Annotated in this window: 14 protein-coding genes and 1 tRNA gene; 4 read left to right on the forward strand and 11 right to left on the reverse strand. The window is 59.7% G+C overall.

Annotation, left to right across the window (positions count from 1 at the left end; genetic code table 11):
• Window positions 1-30: 30 nt before the first annotated feature.
• From K7A42_RS01200 to K7A42_RS01215, 4 genes are all read right to left on the reverse strand, one after another.
• Window positions 31-234, reverse strand: a complete 204-nt coding sequence (locus K7A42_RS01200) for a hypothetical protein (RefSeq protein ID WP_004443472.1) — start codon at window positions 232-234, stop codon at window positions 31-33.
• A gap of 287 nt (window positions 235-521) precedes the next feature.
• Window positions 522-3,716, reverse strand: coding sequence for an efflux RND transporter permease subunit (locus K7A42_RS01205; RefSeq protein WP_022556841.1), 3,195 nt, complete (start codon window positions 3,714-3,716; stop codon window positions 522-524).
• Between the two features lie 133 nt (window positions 3,717-3,849).
• Window positions 3,850-5,040 carry an efflux RND transporter periplasmic adaptor subunit gene (locus K7A42_RS01210; protein WP_004443470.1) on the reverse strand — a complete coding sequence of 397 codons (1,191 nt, stop codon included), beginning with the start codon at window positions 5,038-5,040 and terminating at the stop codon, window positions 3,850-3,852.
• Between the two features lie 115 nt (window positions 5,041-5,155).
• Entirely contained in the window at window positions 5,156-5,965 is an 810-nt protein-coding gene (locus tag K7A42_RS01215) for an alpha/beta hydrolase fold domain-containing protein (protein WP_004443469.1), read from the reverse strand.
• A gap of 135 nt (window positions 5,966-6,100) precedes the next feature.
• Here K7A42_RS01215 and K7A42_RS01220 point away from each other — a divergent pair, with 135 nt between their 5' ends.
• On the forward strand, window positions 6,101-7,000 hold the full coding sequence (locus K7A42_RS01220; protein ID WP_004443468.1) for a LysR family transcriptional regulator: 900 nt from the start codon (window positions 6,101-6,103) through the stop codon (window positions 6,998-7,000).
• A 3-nt stretch (window positions 7,001-7,003) separates the two neighbouring features.
• Here the strand turns inward: K7A42_RS01220 and K7A42_RS01225 are convergent, their stop codons facing one another.
• Window positions 7,004-7,903, reverse strand: a complete 900-nt coding sequence (locus K7A42_RS01225) for a LysR family transcriptional regulator (protein WP_282454672.1) — start codon at window positions 7,901-7,903, stop codon at window positions 7,004-7,006.
• A gap of 163 nt (window positions 7,904-8,066) precedes the next feature.
• On the opposite strand from K7A42_RS01225, the gene K7A42_RS01230 reads away from it, so the two are divergent.
• Together K7A42_RS01230 and K7A42_RS01235 are read left to right on the forward strand one after the other, a co-directional pair.
• Window positions 8,067-9,248: an MFS transporter gene (locus tag K7A42_RS01230; RefSeq protein WP_004443466.1), complete on the forward strand. Its 1,182-nt coding sequence runs from the start codon at window positions 8,067-8,069 to the stop codon at window positions 9,246-9,248.
• Between the two features lie 61 nt (window positions 9,249-9,309).
• Entirely contained in the window at window positions 9,310-10,143 is an 834-nt protein-coding gene (locus K7A42_RS01235; RefSeq protein WP_282454673.1) for an aldo/keto reductase, read from the forward strand.
• A gap of 121 nt (window positions 10,144-10,264) precedes the next feature.
• On the opposite strand, the gene K7A42_RS01240 is transcribed toward K7A42_RS01235, so the two are convergent.
• Window positions 10,265-10,339 (reverse strand) — tRNA-Gly (locus K7A42_RS01240).
• Window positions 10,340-10,707: 368 nt separating this feature from the next.
• Between K7A42_RS01240 and K7A42_RS01245 the strand changes: the two genes are divergently transcribed.
• Window positions 10,708-10,929: a hypothetical protein gene (locus tag K7A42_RS01245; RefSeq protein WP_004443464.1), complete on the forward strand. Its 222-nt coding sequence runs from the start codon at window positions 10,708-10,710 to the stop codon at window positions 10,927-10,929.
• 66 nt (window positions 10,930-10,995) lie between these two features.
• Here K7A42_RS01245 and dps read toward each other — a convergent pair whose 3' ends face one another.
• From dps to K7A42_RS01270, 5 genes are all read right to left on the reverse strand, one after another.
• Entirely contained in the window at window positions 10,996-11,484 is a 489-nt protein-coding gene (gene dps, locus K7A42_RS01250; RefSeq protein ID WP_004443462.1) for a DNA starvation/stationary phase protection protein Dps, read from the reverse strand.
• 122 nt (window positions 11,485-11,606) lie between these two features.
• On the reverse strand, window positions 11,607-12,365 hold the full coding sequence (locus K7A42_RS01255) for an ABC transporter ATP-binding protein (protein ID WP_006700416.1): 759 nt from the start codon (window positions 12,363-12,365) through the stop codon (window positions 11,607-11,609).
• Window positions 12,362-13,330, reverse strand: a complete 969-nt coding sequence (locus K7A42_RS01260) for an iron chelate uptake ABC transporter family permease subunit (protein WP_282454674.1) — start codon at window positions 13,328-13,330, stop codon at window positions 12,362-12,364. The genes K7A42_RS01255 and K7A42_RS01260 overlap by 4 nt, the downstream gene beginning before the upstream one ends.
• Window positions 13,323-14,288, reverse strand: a complete 966-nt coding sequence (locus tag K7A42_RS01265; protein WP_004443456.1) for an ABC transporter permease — start codon at window positions 14,286-14,288, stop codon at window positions 13,323-13,325. The genes K7A42_RS01260 and K7A42_RS01265 overlap by 8 nt, the downstream gene beginning before the upstream one ends.
• Window positions 14,289-14,480: 192 nt before the next feature.
• Window positions 14,481-15,419 (reverse strand): siderophore ABC transporter substrate-binding protein, encoded by a 939-nt coding sequence (locus K7A42_RS01270; protein WP_282454675.1) that lies wholly within the window; start codon window positions 15,417-15,419, stop codon window positions 14,481-14,483.
• Window positions 15,420-15,722: the final 303 nt, after the last annotated feature.

Raw genomic sequence — 15,722 nt, forward strand, 5'->3', positions numbered from 1 at the left:
AAGCTGCCGCAACAATCTCAGGAGGCCGGCTTAAACCCGTTGCGCCGCTGTCACGTGGCTGCGTGAGCGCGCTTCCAGCAAGGATGTGCGAATGGCTTCCATCAACCGCTCACGATTGTTTCTGGTCTTGCCTCTATCGAGATTTTGCGCGGAAAGCGCGAGATCAAGACCCTCATGCATCACTATCGAATAGGCAACGGTCGTCGCCCAGTTCTCGTAATCCTGCTCCATCATGTCGCCCCTGAACTAAATCATTTAGTCCGAATCACCCTGTTCTTGGAAAATAACACAAAATACAAAACATAAAATATCATTGTTTCTTCCTCTGCGCGCAGTCACCAACATCTATATTGACTTTTGCCAATTGTGGTGCGGCCAGAACGCGGCCTGTATTACCGTTAAGCACTTGAAACTGATTCAATTTCAGAAGAGGCGCATACACATCTTTCCATATGAAACGCCGCGCATCTCGGGATGCGCGGCGGGCTTGCGTCGAAGGTTGCGGTGGATAGGTGTCGGTCTCAGCCGGCCTTTTCGAGCTTGTAGTCCGAATTGGCCGGTTCTTCCTGCTTGTGCTGGATGAGCGGACGGTTGCCCGCCAGCTTGCGCACCAGCACATAGAAGACCGGAGTCATGAAGATGCCGAAGAACGTCACGCCGATCATGCCGGAGAAGACCGCGACACCCATGGCGGCGCGCATTTCCGCACCGGCACCTGTCGAGACGACCAGCGGCACCACGCCCATGATGAAGGCGAGCGAGGTCATCAGGATCGGGCGCAGGCGAAGCCGGCTTGCCTCGATGGCCGCCTGAAGCGGCGTTCGTCCCTCGAATTCCAGTTCCCGGGCGAATTCCACGATCAGGATCGCGTTTTTCGCTGAGAGACCGACAAGGACGACAAGGCCGATCTGCGTAAAGATGTTGTTATCCCCTCCCGTCAGCCAGACGCCCGTGAGGGCTGCGAGCACGCCGAGCGGGACGATCAGGATGATCGCGATCGGCAGGGTCAGGCTTTCATATTGCGCAGCGAGCACGAGATAGACGAGCAGCAGCGCCAGCGGGAAAACCACGATGCTGGAATTGCCGGCGAGAATCTGCTGATAGGTCAGATCCGTCCATTCGTAATCGACGCCCGCGGGCAGGGTTTCGGCAAGGATCTTTTCGATCGCGGCCTGTGCCTGACCCGAGGAGAAGCCCGGTGCCGGTCCGCCGTTGATATCGGCCGCAAGGAAGCCGTTATAACGGTTGGTGCGCTCCGGTCCGGTCGTCGCATTCACCTTCAGGAGCGTCGACAGCGGGATCATCTGACCCGTTGCCGAGCGAACCTTCAGGCGGCCAATGTCTTCCGCATGGGCGCGGAACTGTGAATCCGCCTGCACACGGACGCTGTATGTGCGACCGAAGGCGTTGAAGTCATTGACATAGAGCGAGCCGAGATAGATCTGCAGCGTCTGGAAGACGTCGCTGACGGAGACGCCCAGCTGTTCCGCCTTGGCGCGGTCGAGATCGGCGAAGAGCTGCGGCACGTTGATCTGGTAGCTGGAGAAAATGCCTGCCAGCTCCGGCGTCTGATATGCCTTGGCGATGACGGCCTTCGCCGCTTCGTCCAGCGTCTGGTAGCCGTAACCGGCGCGGTCTTCGATCTGCAGCTTGAAGCCGCCTGTCTGGCCGAGACCGTTGACCGGCGGCGGCGGGAACATGGCGATGAAGGCATCCTGAATGCCGGCATATTTCTGGTTCAGCTGCATGGCGATGGCGCCACCTGACAGTTCCGGTGTCTTGCGCTTTTCGAAGTCGTCGAGAACCGCAAAAACGATGCCGGAATTGGAACCGATGGTGAAGCCGTTGATCGACAGGCCGGGGAAGGCGATGGCGTGGCTGACACCGGGCGTTTCCATGGCGATCTCGCTCATCCGCTTGATCACGCTTTCGGTACGGTCGAGCGTTGCGCCATCAGGAAGCTGCGCGAAACCGATGAGGTACTGCTTGTCCTGCGCCGGCACGAAGCCGCTCGGAACTGTCGTAAACATGCCATAGGTGGCGGCCACCAGCGCCATGTAGACGATCATGACGAGGCTCTTGCGCGTCACCAGCCCGCCGACGGTCTTGCCGTAGCCGTTCGAGGCCGCGCCGAAGGCACGGTTGAAGCCGCGGAAGAACCAGCCGAGGATCTTGTCCATGAAGCGGGTGAGCCAGTCTTTCGGTGCGCCATGTTCCTTCAGCAGCAGGGCCGCAAGTGCGGGTGACAGCGTCAGCGAGTTGATGGCCGAAATGACGGTGGAGATGGCAATCGTCAGCGCGAACTGCCGGTAGAACTGGCCTGACAGGCCGGAGATGAAGGCGAGCGGCACGAAGACGGCGACCAGTACCAGCGCAATGGCGATGATCGGGCCGGAGACTTCGCGCATCGCCTTATAGGTGGCGTCACGCGGTGAGAGCCCGTTTTCGATATTTCGCTCGACGTTTTCGACGACCACGATCGCGTCATCCACCACGATGCCGATGGCGAGCACAAGGCCGAACAGCGTCAACGCGTTGATGGAGAAGCCGAAGGCATACATGACGGCGAAGGTGCCGATGATCGAGACCGGAACGGCGATCAGCGGAATGATCGAGGCGCGCCACGTCTGCAGGAAGAGGATGACGACAAGCACCACGAGGCCAACGGCCTCGAGGAGTGTATCGACAACCTTCTCGATGGAGGAGCGCACGAATTTCGTCGTATCGTAGACGATCTCGTATTTCACGCCATCGGGCATCGCCAATTGCAGATTATCCATGGTCGCGCGGACATTGTCGGCGATTTCGATGGCGTTGGAGCCGGGGGCCTGAAGGACCGCAACAGCCACGGCCGGCTCACCATCGAGCAGAGAACGCAGCGTGTAATCGGCTGCTCCGAGTTCGATGCGCGCGACATCGCGCAGGCGGGTGATTTCGCCGTTTGCGCCGCTCTTGACGATGATGTTGCCGAATTCTTCCGGCGTCGTCAGACGGCCCTGGGCATTGACGTTGAGCTGCAGGTCGACACCGTTCGGGCTTGGTGAAGCGCCGATGACGCCGGCCGCGGCCTGCACGTTCTGCTGGCGGATGGCGTCGGAGACGTCGCTGGCGGCGAGATCATGCTCGGCCACCTTCTGCGGATCGAGCCAGACGCGCATGGAATAGTCACCCGCGCCGAAGACCTGCACCTGACCCACGCCTTCGATGCGGGCGAGACGGTCCTTGACGTTCAGCGTCGCATAATTGCGCAGATAGGTGATGTCATAGGCGTCGGTCTTGGAGACAAGGTTGACGACCATGATGAAGTCGGGCGAGCTCTTGACCGTGGTGATGCCGAGCGCGCGCACTTCCGCCGGCAGGCGCGGTTCGGCCTGCGAGACGCGGTTCTGCACAAGCTGCTGGGCCTTATCAGGATCAGTGCCGAGCTTGAAGGTGACGGTGAGCGTCAGCACGCCGTCCGACGTCGCCTGGCTGCCCATGTACAGCATGTCTTCGACACCGTTGATCTGTTCTTCGAGCGGTGTCGCGACGGTTTCAGCGATAACGGTCGGGTTCGCACCGGGATAGGTGGCGCGCACGACGACGGATGGCGGAACGACTTCGGGATATTCCGAAATCGGCAAGGCGCGCATGCCAAGAAGGCCTGCCACCACAATCAGGATCGACAAGACGCCGGCAAATACCGGCCGGTCGACAAAAAATCTGGAAATATTCATATCCAGTCCCTCTCCGGGTATATTTTGGAATGCGAAGGCCGCTCCGGCGGCAATTCTGCCGCCGGTGAAGGCCGGTTCTGTCTGAATGCGCGTCTCGCGAAAGCGCGGGACGCTTACTGATCAAAGAGATGGATTACTGCGAGGCAGCAACCTTATCTTCCGCCTGAGGTGCGATGGTTGCGCCGGGACGGATGCGCTGCAGGCCGTTGACGACGATCGTATCACCGGCAGCAAGGCCGCTTTCGATGATGCGCTGGCCATCGGCCGGTGCGCCGGGCTTGATCTGGCGGTAGCTCACCTTGTTTTCGGCATCGACCACGAAGACGAAGCGCTTGTCCTGATCCGTGCCGATGGCGCGATCGCTGATGACGATGCGGTTTTCCGGCTTCGGTTCGCCCATGCGCACCCGCACGAACTGGCCGGGGATCAACCTGCCATCGGGATTGTCGAAGACGGCGCGCACACCGATGGTGCCGCTTGCCGAATCCACCTGATTGTCGATCAGGTGCAGCGTACCCTTGATCGGCGTGCCTTCATCCGAAAGCGTGCCGATTTCCACTGGGATCTGTTCGAGAGCCGGCAGGGCGCCATCGGTCTTCGGCAGCTCGGCAAGAGCCTTGGCCACCACGCCTTCGCTGGCGTTGAAGCTCGCATAGATCGGGTTGACCGACACGAGGGTCGTCAGTGCCGGCGAGGTGGAACCGGCGGCGACGAGGTTACCGGCGGTGATTTCGATGCGGCCGACGCGGCCTGAAACAGGTGCGCGGATTTCGGTGTAACCGAGATCGAGTTGCGCCGTGGTGAGTGCTGCGCGGGCGGCGCGAAGCTGGGCTTCGGCATCCGCAAACGAGCTCTGGCGCTGGTCGAGATCGCTCTGCGAGATGGTGCGGTTGTCGGAAAGTCGGCGGCCACGGTCGAGTTCCGTTTTCGCAAGGCTGACCTTGGCTTCGGCGGAGGCAACCTGTCCTTCAGCGCCGGCGACAGCGGCCTGATAGGGGGCCGGGTCGATGGTGAAGAGGGGATCGCCTTCCTTCACCAGCGCGCCTTCGCGAAAATGCACAGCCTTGATCTGGCCGGCGACGCGGGAGCGAATCTGCACCCGGTCAACGGCTTCCAGACGGCCGGAAAATTCCTCCCAGCGCATCACGTCGCGGCTTTCAACCTTGGCAACGGTGACAGGGATCGCTGGTGTTTCAGCAGGCGTGGAAGCGGCCGTTGCATCGCGACTGGTGGGGAGGTCGAAAAACAGTGCTGCTGCTGCAACGGACATGGCAAGCCCGATACCGGCGCCCGTCAGGGCCCGGCGCTTTGTGTTCAGCGTCATGGGTATCTCCTTCGCCCCCGATCGGGAGCAGGTCGTTCATCTATTTTACTTCGTCGCATGATCCGGACGTAAAACCGCTACGCACTTTTACTGGACATGCTCAAAATGCGAAATTTCAGTGGTTTAACTGGTCAACGAAAGTCTTGAACTCCGAACAGACGGATGAGACCCATCCGCCGCCCTCTCCTTGATAAAGCCCCGTCCAGCCGACGCCGGCGGGGAAAACATGCTGCCTAACGCTAACGCCTGAGGCGATGAGGCGGTCTCCGTAATTGACCGTTTCGTCGCGCAGAGGGTCGTCCTCGGCGGTAAAGATCAGCGCCGGCGCCACCCGGTTCAGCCGCGTGCACTGGCAGGGTGCGGCATAGGGGTGAAAAAACCCGCACGCCTTGGCAAGGTAATGGCTCCAGCCATCCGCCCAGCGCTGGCGCATACCGATCCTGTCCGCGTCGCGGAAGGATTCCGTCGTCATCATCGGATCGATCATGGGCGACAGAAGTATCTGACCGGCAAGTTTGCCCGGCATGCGGTCACGGGCCTTCAAGGCAAGCCCCGCCGCCACATTGCCGCCTGCCTCTTCGCCGGCCACGAACAGCAGCGATTTCGCGCCGCCATAATGCTTGCGATCCCGGCTCAGGCGATCGAGCGCTTCGTAAGCGCAGTCGATAACCATCGGAAACTCGTTGCCGGACGGCCTGCTGTAATCGGCCTCCACGACCACCGCGCCGCTTTCTGCAAGCGCGCGCGCGACCGGAAGTTCCGGGCAATTGCCGCCCGGCTCCAGGCCGGGTTCCAGAAACGAACCGCCGCGCAGATAAAGTACGACGGGCGGTTGGCTGCACAGGCTCGAACCTTCATATCGGCGCACGGAAAGCTGGGATGCGAAGCCCCCACAGCTTTTGATATTCTCCCAGTGCGCGTTCATCTGATCCGGTCCCGTTGCACCACCTTGAGCAGTGCATCACATTTGCAAAATCTGAAATTCATATTATTGTTCGGGGAAAAACGATCAAGTATGCCAAAATGAAAACACTATTCCAAAAAGACGGATAATCTCATCATGGATCAGCTCTCCGCCATGCGGGTTTTTACGCGTGTCGTGGAAACCGGCAATTTCAGCCGCGCCGCGACAGCGCTGAACATGCCGAAAACCACGGTCACCAATATGGTCCAGGCGCTCGAGGCGCATTTGCAGACCACGCTTCTCAACCGCACGACGCGGCGAGTGATGCTGACAACGGACGGCGCTCTCTATTATGAGCGTGCATCGCAGATTTTATCGGAAATAGAAGAACTTGACGGCAGCATGTCCAGCGCGCAGGTGCAGCCATCCGGCCGGTTGCGCGTGGAAATGGCCGGTGTCTTTGCGGACCTTGTGGTTATCCCACATCTTTGCGAATTTTACCAGCGCTATCCGCAAATCCGTCTCGATCTCGGTGTCGGCGACCGTCTGGTCGATTATATCGCTGAAAATGTCGACTGTGCACTGCGCGTCGGCGTGTTGCGAGACCAGTCGCTGATTGCCCGAAAAGTAGGCGAACTCCGGTTCGAAACATTTGCGTCGCCGTCCTATATCGAAAATTTTGGCATGCCCCGAGAACCGGAGGACCTGGAGAAGGATCATCTGTCGGTGGGTTACCTCAATGCCACCACCGGTCAGATCATGCCGGCCTCCTTCGACAATGGCATACGCAGCGTCGAGTTGACGCCCAACTACGTCGTTTCCGTCAATGACAGCCGCACCTACTTGAATGCGGCGCTCGCCGGCATGGGCATCGTGCAGCTGCCGATCTTCATGGTGCGCGACGCCCTTTCGCGCGGAGAGCTGGTGCCGGTGCTTTCCGAATGGCGACGGGAGGCGATGCCGATCTATGTCGTCTATCCCCAGACCCGGCACGTGACCAACAAGGTCCGCGTATTTGTCGACTGGCTTGCGAAGCTGGTACATGGGCTGGTGTGATAATCAGCGCCCGACCCTTGCGGCAAGGAAATCTATGAAGGCGCGCACGCGGGCTGCGAGATGCTCATGGCCGGCATAAACCGCGTGGATCACCTCCATGTCCTCGGCGCTATAGTCTTCCAGTACGGGAACGAGCAGGCCAGCCCTAATATCGGGTTCGACGTGGAATTCACCGACCCGACCGAGCCCAAGCCCCGATAGGCAAAGCCTGCGCATGGCCATGCCGCTATTGACGGAGGCATTGCCCGTGACTGGCAGGCGATAGACATCGGCAGAACCGGGGTCGCGAAACGGCCATTCATTGAGACTGCGACTGAAATTGAAGCTCAGGCAATTGTGCCGCGCCAGATCCTGCGGCGTTTCCGGCATGCCGTATTGTTCGATATAGGTGGGGGAGGCGACGATAACGCGGGGTACTTCCTTCAGCTTTCTTGCCTTCAGCGATGAATCGCCCATGGCGCCGGAGCGTATGGCAATGTCCGTGCGTTCCTCGATCAGGCTGATGACACCGTCAGTCAGCGAAATATCCAGCTCGATTTCCGGATAAAGCGACAGGAATTCCGGTGCAAGCGGCAGGAGATAACGTTCGCCGAAGCCCAGCGTCGCGTTGACCCGTAGCAGCCCGCGCGGCACCACCTTGCCGCCGCTCGCCACGATCTGCTCGGTCTCGGCTATGTCGGCGAGAATGCGTCGGGCCCGCGCCAGATAGACCTCGCCCTCCGGCGTAAGCGTTACGAGCCGGGTGGAGCGGGCCACCAACCTGGTGCCGAGACGGTCTTCGATACGTGTGACAAGTTTGCTGACGGCCGAGGGCGAAAGCTTCAGCCTGCGCCCGGCGGCTGAAAAGCTGCCGAGTTCCGCCGCCGCCACGAAGACTTCCATCTCTCCGGCCCTGTTATCCATCGCGCATCACCTATGAAATCAATTCAAAGGTATTTATCCGGCTTTGCCGATTATCATGCAAGTCCCCTTCGCCCATATTGCGTTCATACAATTTGATCCAACCGGGCAGCCCCAAGCTGTCCAGAAGGCCCGCGATCCAGCTGCGGGCGAAGAGGTATTCGTCATGCCATTGGCCATATTTGCCCTGACGATCGCGGCTTATGCGATCGGAACAACGGAATTCGTCATTGTCGGTCTGCTGCCGACCGTCGCGAACGATCTCCATATCACCCTGCCGCTCGCCGGTCTCATCGTCAGTGTCTATGCACTGGGTGTGACCTTTGGTGCGCCGATCCTGACCGCATTGACCGGCAAGATAGAGAGGAAGCCGCTGCTGCTCGGCCTGATGGCCCTGTTCATCGTCGGTAACAGTCTTGCAGCCCTCTCACCCAATTATGAGATGCTGCTGGTGGCCCGCGTCATTGCCGCCTTCGCCCATGGCGTCTTTTTCTCGGTCGGCTCCACCATCGCGGCCGATCTCGTGCCGGAAAACCGTCGCGCCTCGGCCATTGCCATGATGTTCATGGGCCTTACGGTCGCCATCGTCACCGGTGTTCCGCTCGGCACCTATATCGGCCAGGTCTTCGGCTGGCGCGCAACCTTCTGGGCCGTTGCTGCCCTTGGTGTCATTGCCTTCCTCGGCATTGCAGCGCTTCTCCCGAACACACTCAAGAAGGCGCCGCCGGCAAGCTTGCTCGATCAGGTCCGTGTTCTCGGCTCCGGCCGCCTGCTCATCGTCTTCGCCATGACCGCGCTTGGTTACGGCGGCACCTTCGTCGCCTTCACCTTCCTTGCGCCAATCCTGCAGGATGTGACCGGATTTTCGGAAAAGAGCGTCAGCCTGATCCTCGTGCTTTACGGTATCGCCATCGCGGCCGGCAACATCGGCGGCGGCCGGATCGCCAACCATAATCCGGCCAGGGCGCTGATTGGCCTCTTCCTGGCGCAGGCCATCGTGCTGCTCGTCTTTTCCTTCACCGCGGTTTCGCCGGTGCTGACGCTCATCACGCTTGCCGCGCTTGGTTTCCTCTCCTTCGCCAATGTTCCCGGCCTGCAGCTTTATGTGGTGCAGCTTGCCAAGGAGCATCGTCCCGGCGCCGTCGATGTCGCTTCGGCGCTCAACATCGCCGCCTTCAACCTCGGCATCGCCATCGGCGCGTGGCTCGGCGGTCTGGTGGTGGAATCACCGTTGGGTCTTGGAGCCACACCCTGGGTTGGCGCCATCCTCGTCGCGGTTGCCCTGCTTCTGACCATCTGGAGCAGCGCGCTCGACCGCCGCGCCGCGCTGACGCTGAAAACTGCCTGAGCTTTTCATGAAATACCCGGCCGCTCCCAAGCCGGCCGGGCCACCTCAAAGGAGAAAATATATGTTTGATGTCACTGCAAACGGCGCGTCAATCCCGGCGCTTGGTTTCGGCACGTTTCGCATTCCCGGCCCCGATGTGCTGCGTATCGTTCCCCATGCGCTGAAGGCCGGGTTCCGCCATATCGATACCGCCCAGATCTATGGCAATGAAGCCGAGGTCGGTGAAGCCATTGCTGCTTCGGGCGTTACGCGCGGCGAAGTGTTTCTCACCACCAAGGTCTGGGTCGAGAACTACAGGCACGATGCCTTCCTCGCCTCTGTCGATGATAGCCTGAAAAAGCTGAAGACCGATCATGTGGACCTGCTGCTGCTGCACTGGCCGAACGAGGCGGTTTCGCTTGCCGAGCAGATCGGCGCGCTGAACGCGGTGAGGCAGGCCGGCAAGGTGCGCCATATCGGCGTCTCCAACTTCAGCACGGCGCTGATGGCCGAAGCGGTGAAGCTGTCCAATGCCCCGATCGTGACCAACCAGATCGAATACCACCCCTACATCGATCAGGATGTGGTTATCGCCGCCGCCAAAGCTGCGGGCATGTTGGTGACGGGTTATTACGGCATGGCCGATGGTAAAGTGTTTGACGATCCGGTGCTGAAGGAGATTGCCGCGGGCCGTGGCAGGTCGGTAGCACAGGTGGTTCTGCGCTGGCTCGTGCAGCAGCAGGGCGTCGTCGCACTGTCGAAAACGGTCAGCGAAGCGCGCGTCGAGGAAAATCTCGCCATCTTCGACTTCCAGCTTTCGGCAGATGAAATGGCGGCAATCCGTGCGCTTGCCAGACCGGATGGCCGCATCGTTTCGCCGGAAGGGCTTGCGCCCGTCTGGGACGAGGCCGCCTGACGATGAGGGCCGGGGAGAGAACTCTCTTCCCGGTTTCTTTGCGCGAGAAATTTTCGCGTATGGCGATGCGCCTCGCATCGCATCGGGCATGCCAGAGATTTATCGGCCTGTTCTGGAAATTTGGAGCGGGCGAAGGGATTTGAACCCTCGACCCCAACCTTGGCAAGGTTGTGCTCTACCCCTGAGCTACACCCGCTCAAATCCACCGGTCCGGGGTAGTATGCTGAACCGTGGGCCGCCGAAGCGGCGACGGGTGCTATATCGCTCAATCGTTTTTGGAATGCAACAGTTTCTTTTGCGGTTTCGGTGGAAATCCGCCTGCCTGCGAATTTATCTGCCCTTCCGGGAAGCGGCGGGCTCGGACGCCATGGATATTTGAGCGAAGATATTGTTTCATCTGGTTTTTATTGCCGTCTCACAATGGAGCGCCCAGATGCGGTGCCAGGAAATAATCTATTTACATTTGGTTAAAATCTGATTCGACAAGTGATTCGTTCGGGTGTACAAATTTCCTGTCCACGAAAAAAAGAAACGATACTTGGCATATCATCAGGAGGATGAGCCTTGTCGTATGCAGCTTTTGAACGGGTTGGCGCACAATTGTCGCCGGAGCAGATCACCGATCTGCAGAATATTTTCGATGGCGTATGTTTCGAGTGCCTTCAAGATCGCAGCAGCCACGTTGCCAACGAGTGCGCGGCGGTTCTTATCCGCAGCGCCCAGCGCGGCATTCTCGACCATGAGATGTTGCGGGACATCGGGCTTGCCGTTTTGCGGCGGCACTGATGCCTGAGAAGAAAAAAAGCGCCCGGATATCCGGGCGCTTTGTTTTTGAAGTGGGCGGATTTCCGCTCAGCTCTTTTCCTGCACATGCGCTTCGAGGAACCAGAGCGCCTTGTCGAGATCGCGCGAGGCGGCGGTGAATATGTCGGCCGTCGTGGGGTCGCCCGCTTCATCGGAATCGTCGATGGCCTTGCGGATCATGTTGGCCACATCGCCATAACGTTCGATCAGGGCGTCCAAATGGTCATGGATCTTGTAGATGTCGGTCGGATAGGCCTTGAGCTTGGTTGTCGAGGAGACCGATTGCAGGCTGCCGAGCGCCGTGCCGCCAAGCTGGACCACACGTTCGGCAATCGTGTCGCCATGATTGTCGAGCTGGGTGCGGAACGTATCGAGAAGTTCATGCACGGCGATGAATTGCGGGCCTTTCAGGTTCCAGTGCGCCTGTTTGGTGATGAGCGCAAGGTCGATCACCGAAGCCAGCGATTCGTTTAGAATGCCGATAACGGTCGACTTGGCGTTTGAAGGCAGGTCGTTCTTCGTCTTGTGCGTCTTCATCGATGTCTCCTGAAGTTGCGGACGGAATGCCGCTTTGGAAAAGTCCGTCGATTAACGTGCGGGCCTGTGGCCCTGTTCCATGTTAGGCGACGGGACAGCAAAAATCCTGCACAATCATCATGTCATTCGTAAAACAGGCAGATGCGCCGGCCGTCTATCTCACTGACGCTGATCGGCATGTCATAGATTTCCTTGAGAATATCGGGACGGATGATCTCTTCCGCAGGACCCTGATGACAGATGCGGCCCTCGCGCATGGCGATGATGGTGTCGGAATACCAGGAGGCGAAGTTGATGTCGTGCAGAACCAGAACCACGGTCTTCTTCAGCTCGTCGGCCGCCTTGCGCATGATTTTCATCATGCTGGAGGCGTGTTTCATGTCCAGGTTGTTGAGCGGCTCGTCAAGCAGCACATAATCCGTATCCTGGCAAAGCACCATGGCCACGAAGGCGCGCTGGCGCTGACCGCCGGACAGTTCGTCCAGAAACCGGTCGGCCAGATTTTCAAGGTGCAGATATTCAAGCGCCCGGTCGATATGGGCCTTGTCCTCGATGGTGGGGCGGCCCTTGGAGTAGGGGTAGCGGCCGAAGCCGACAAGGTCGCGCACGGTCAGGCGCGAGGAGATGTGGTTGTCCTGCCGCAGGATGGAGAGCCGCTTCGCCAGCGTATCGGAGGGGGTTTTCGTGACATCCAGCCCGTCGACCGTGACGGTTCCCGTATCCATGGACATCAGCCTTGCGACGATGGACAGGAGCGTGGATTTACCCGCGCCGTTCGGCCCGATGATGGAGGTGACGCCGCCTGCCGGGATGGAAACCGAGACGCCGTCGATGACGACGCTGTCACCATAGGATTTGCTGATCTGACTGGCGATGATCATCGCGCACCTCGTTTCAGAATGAGACCGATAAAGACGATGCCGCCCAGAAATTCGATGATGATGGAGAGCGCCGTATCGAAGGCGAAAACCCGCTCCAGCACCACCTGACCGCCGACGAGACAGATCACGGCGATGAGGATCGCCGCAGGCAGCACATAGGCATGCTTGCCGTTGCCGGTGAGATAATGGGCGAGGGCCGCGACCAGCAGGCCGAAGAACATGACCGGGCCGACGAGCGCAGTGGAGACGGCGACAAGTACGGAGACCAGCACGAGGATGACGGTCACGGTGTACTTGTATTCTACCCCGAGGCTGATGGCCGTCGCGCGGCCGAGCGAGAGCACGTCGAGCGTGTGCATCAGGCGCAGCCCGATAATGGTGACCACGCCGATGATGATGGCGGAAACAGTGAGCAGCGTCGGATCGATGGAATTGAAACTGGCGAAAAGCACATCCTGCAGCACCGTGTATTCGTTCGGATCGAGGACCCGCTGCATGAAGCCCGAGAGGCTGCGGAAAAACACGCCGAAGACGATACCGACCAGGACGAGAAGATGCAGGCTGCGTTCCGCTCCGACAAAAAGCCAGCGATAGAGCAGGGCGGAAAAGGCGACGAGCAGCCCGGTTTCCACCAGAAATTTCAGTTGAGGATCGATCATCACGACTGTTGCCGAGCCGAAGACGAAGATCAGCCCGGTCTGCATCAGCACGTAGAGTGAATCGAAACCCATGACCGAAGGGGTGAGGATACGGTTGTTGGTGACCGTCTGGAACAGCACGGTGGAAACGGCGATGGCGTAGGCCACCAGCAAAAGCGACAGGAGCTTGATGCCGCGAAACGGCAGCACGAAACTCCAGCTTCCCCTGGCGCCGAGCGTCATGAAGGCGGTCATGGAAATGAGCGCCAGTGCGGCGAGCACAAGCAGAACGATTTTTGCGCGCCTGTCAGGGTTTCTCTCACGCATGGTTGCGTTTCCGCAGCAGGAGATAGAGGAACAGCGCGCTGCCGATGACGCCGACCACGGTTCCGATGGGTATTTCGTAAGGCGCGCGCACGGTCCGGCCGATGATGTCGCAGGAGAGCACAAAGACCGCGCCGAGCGTCGCCACCCATGGCACCGAGCGGCGCATATTGTCGCCGATCATCAGGCTCACGACATTCGGCACGATGAGGCCCAGGAAGGGGATCATGCCCACCGTCACCACCACGACAGCGCTGACCAGCGAAACGATGGTGAGGCCGAGCGCCATTACCCGGCGATAGTTGAGACCGAGATTGGTGGTGAAGTCCCGGCCCATGCCCGCCACGGTGAAGCGGTCGGCGGCGAGATAGGCGGCGATGGCGAAGAGAAAACCGATCCACAGCAACTCATAACGGCCGCGCAGTACGCCGGAAAAATCCCCCGTCATCCATGCCCCGAGCGATTGCAGCAGATCGAAGCGATAGGCGAAGAAGGTGGTGACGGCGGAAATGACGCCGCCAAGCATGATGCCGATCAGCGGCACCAGCAGCACGTCGCGCAGCGGCACCTGCCGCAGGATGCGCAGGAACAGCGCGGTGCCGGCGAGAGCAAAAGCTGCTGCCACCAGCATCTTGCCGAAGATCGGTGTATCCGGTGCCAAAAGGGTGACGGCGAGCAGGCCGAGGCCGGCGGATTCCGTCGTGCCTGCCGTGGAAGGTTCCACGAAGCGGTTTCGCACCAGCATCTGCATGATGAGGCCGGCAATCGCCATCGAGCTTCCCGCAAGGATCAGCGCGAGCGTGCGCGGAATACGGCTGACGAGCAGCACACGCAGCGCGTCTGCACTCGTGTCGGGTGCGAAAAGCGTTGCGAGCGAAACGTTGCTCACGCCGACGAACAGGCTGGTGATGGCGAGCACCAGGGCTAGCAACAGGACAAGGATGAGAGACAGGGATTTCACGTTGGCGGTTTTTCGTAAATGGTAAAAGCTCCCCGTAACCTGGCAGGCTGCCGAAACAGGTGTCCGACCTGTCCTTGGTCATCTTCGGGCTTGACCCGGGATCCACAACCTGACGCGCGATGGATCCTCGGGTCAAGCCCGAGGATGACGTCGAGTATGGAGCAGCCTTCAGAAGCGCATGCCTAGAGGCTTTTACGATTTCTTGTCAGAGACAGCCTCGTAGACCTGATCGAGCAGGGTGGTGAGCGCCGTATAACCGCTGCTGACGATATAGGCCGCCTGCGGGTCGAGGTAAACGATCTGCTTTTTCTTCCAGGCGTTGGTCTGGTGGACCAGTTCGTTATCCAGCACCTGCGCGGCCGCCTTGCCGGGATCGGTGGCGCGGCCGATGCCGGCATCGCGGTCGATCACGAACAACCATTCCGGATTGACCTCGGCAAGATATTCGAAGGAGACGACGTCGCCGCGGTCGAAACGGTCATCAATGTCTTCGGCGACCGGCTTGAAGCCGATTTCGGTGTGCAGCCAGCCGGTGCGCGAGCCTGGGCCATAAACGCCGACCTTGCCGGCATTGGTGACGAGGATCATCGCCGTTCCGGAATTGGGGGCGATCTCTTTCAGCTTCGCCACCTTTTCATCGATGGCGGCATCGAGCTTTTGGGCTTCTTCCTGCTTGCCGAAGATATCGCCAAGCTTGGCGATGTTGGCTTTCACGCTGCCGATGAATTCCTTGGAATCCACCGACATGTCGATGGCCGGTGTGATCTTGGCAACATCCGGATATTTTGCCCGCGAACGGCCGCCAACGATGACGAGATCGGCCTCTGCCGCATTGATCGCCTCGTAATCGGGCTCGAACAGCGTGCCGACCTTCAGATATTTACCGTCGGCATATTTCTGCAGATAGGTCGGCAGGTTGGAGCCGACGACGCCCGTCGGTTCGACGCCGAGTGCATCGAGATTGTCGAGCGAGGGAACATCAAGAACCAGAACCTTTTTCGGCGCGGCTTTCAGCACGGTCTCGCCCTGGGCGTGCTTGATCGTCATTTCCTCAGCGCTTGCGGTCATCGCGCCTAGGCTGAAGGCCGCGGCCGCCAGCAGCCGAACGGGGAAGGTGAAGTTGATGGCCACGAATATGTCCCTTGCGAATGGTTCCGGACCGGCGGAAAGCTTTCCGTCGGGTTAACTTGATGTCCGTTATCAGCTTTATTGGCAAGGCGGGCGGAAATCAAAATTATGTTTTAGAACGGTTCTGAATTGCCGTGAGCGGGAAATGCGGGAAACATCTGCTCGAACCTCTTCCCCGTCATGCTCGGGCTTGACCCGAGTATCCCACTGCGGTGGTGGTGATGGATCCTCGGATCAAGGCCGAGGATGACGTTGAGGGGAAGGAAAGGCCGGCGTCACTTTGGTCGGTGCCTTTTACCCGTCTGT

It is taken from the genome of Agrobacterium sp. InxBP2 (genome assembly GCF_026191755.1).
GTDB classification, from domain to species: domain Bacteria; phylum Pseudomonadota; class Alphaproteobacteria; order Rhizobiales; family Rhizobiaceae; genus Agrobacterium; species Agrobacterium pusense.

What these genes read in the sequence shown, in the direction of transcription:
- K7A42_RS01210 (WP_004443470.1), bottom strand. Translation starts at nt 5,040, where the DNA reads ATGACGCTGAACACAAAGCGCCGGGCCCTGACGGGCGCCGGTATCGGG.
- K7A42_RS01255 (WP_006700416.1), bottom strand. Translation starts at nt 12,365, where the DNA reads ATGATCATCGCCAGTCAGATCAGCAAATCCTATGGTGACAGCGTCGTC.
- K7A42_RS01205 (WP_022556841.1), bottom strand. Translation starts at nt 3,716, where the DNA reads ATGAATATTTCCAGATTTTTTGTCGACCGGCCGGTATTTGCCGGCGTC.
- K7A42_RS01230 (WP_004443466.1), top strand. Translation starts at nt 8,067, where the DNA reads ATGCCATTGGCCATATTTGCCCTGACGATCGCGGCTTATGCGATCGGA.
- dps (WP_004443462.1), bottom strand. Translation starts at nt 11,484, where the DNA reads ATGAAGACGCACAAGACGAAGAACGACCTGCCTTCAAACGCCAAGTCG.
- K7A42_RS01225 (WP_282454672.1), bottom strand. Translation starts at nt 7,903, where the DNA reads ATGGATAACAGGGCCGGAGAGATGGAAGTCTTCGTGGCGGCGGCGGAA.
- K7A42_RS01220 (WP_004443468.1), top strand. Translation starts at nt 6,101, where the DNA reads ATGGATCAGCTCTCCGCCATGCGGGTTTTTACGCGTGTCGTGGAAACC.
- K7A42_RS01235 (WP_282454673.1), top strand. Translation starts at nt 9,310, where the DNA reads ATGTTTGATGTCACTGCAAACGGCGCGTCAATCCCGGCGCTTGGTTTC.
- K7A42_RS01200 (WP_004443472.1), bottom strand. Translation starts at nt 234, where the DNA reads ATGATGGAGCAGGATTACGAGAACTGGGCGACGACCGTTGCCTATTCG.
- K7A42_RS01215 (WP_004443469.1), bottom strand. Translation starts at nt 5,965, where the DNA reads ATGAACGCGCACTGGGAGAATATCAAAAGCTGTGGGGGCTTCGCATCC.
- K7A42_RS01260 (WP_282454674.1), bottom strand. Translation starts at nt 13,330, where the DNA reads ATGCGTGAGAGAAACCCTGACAGGCGCGCAAAAATCGTTCTGCTTGTG.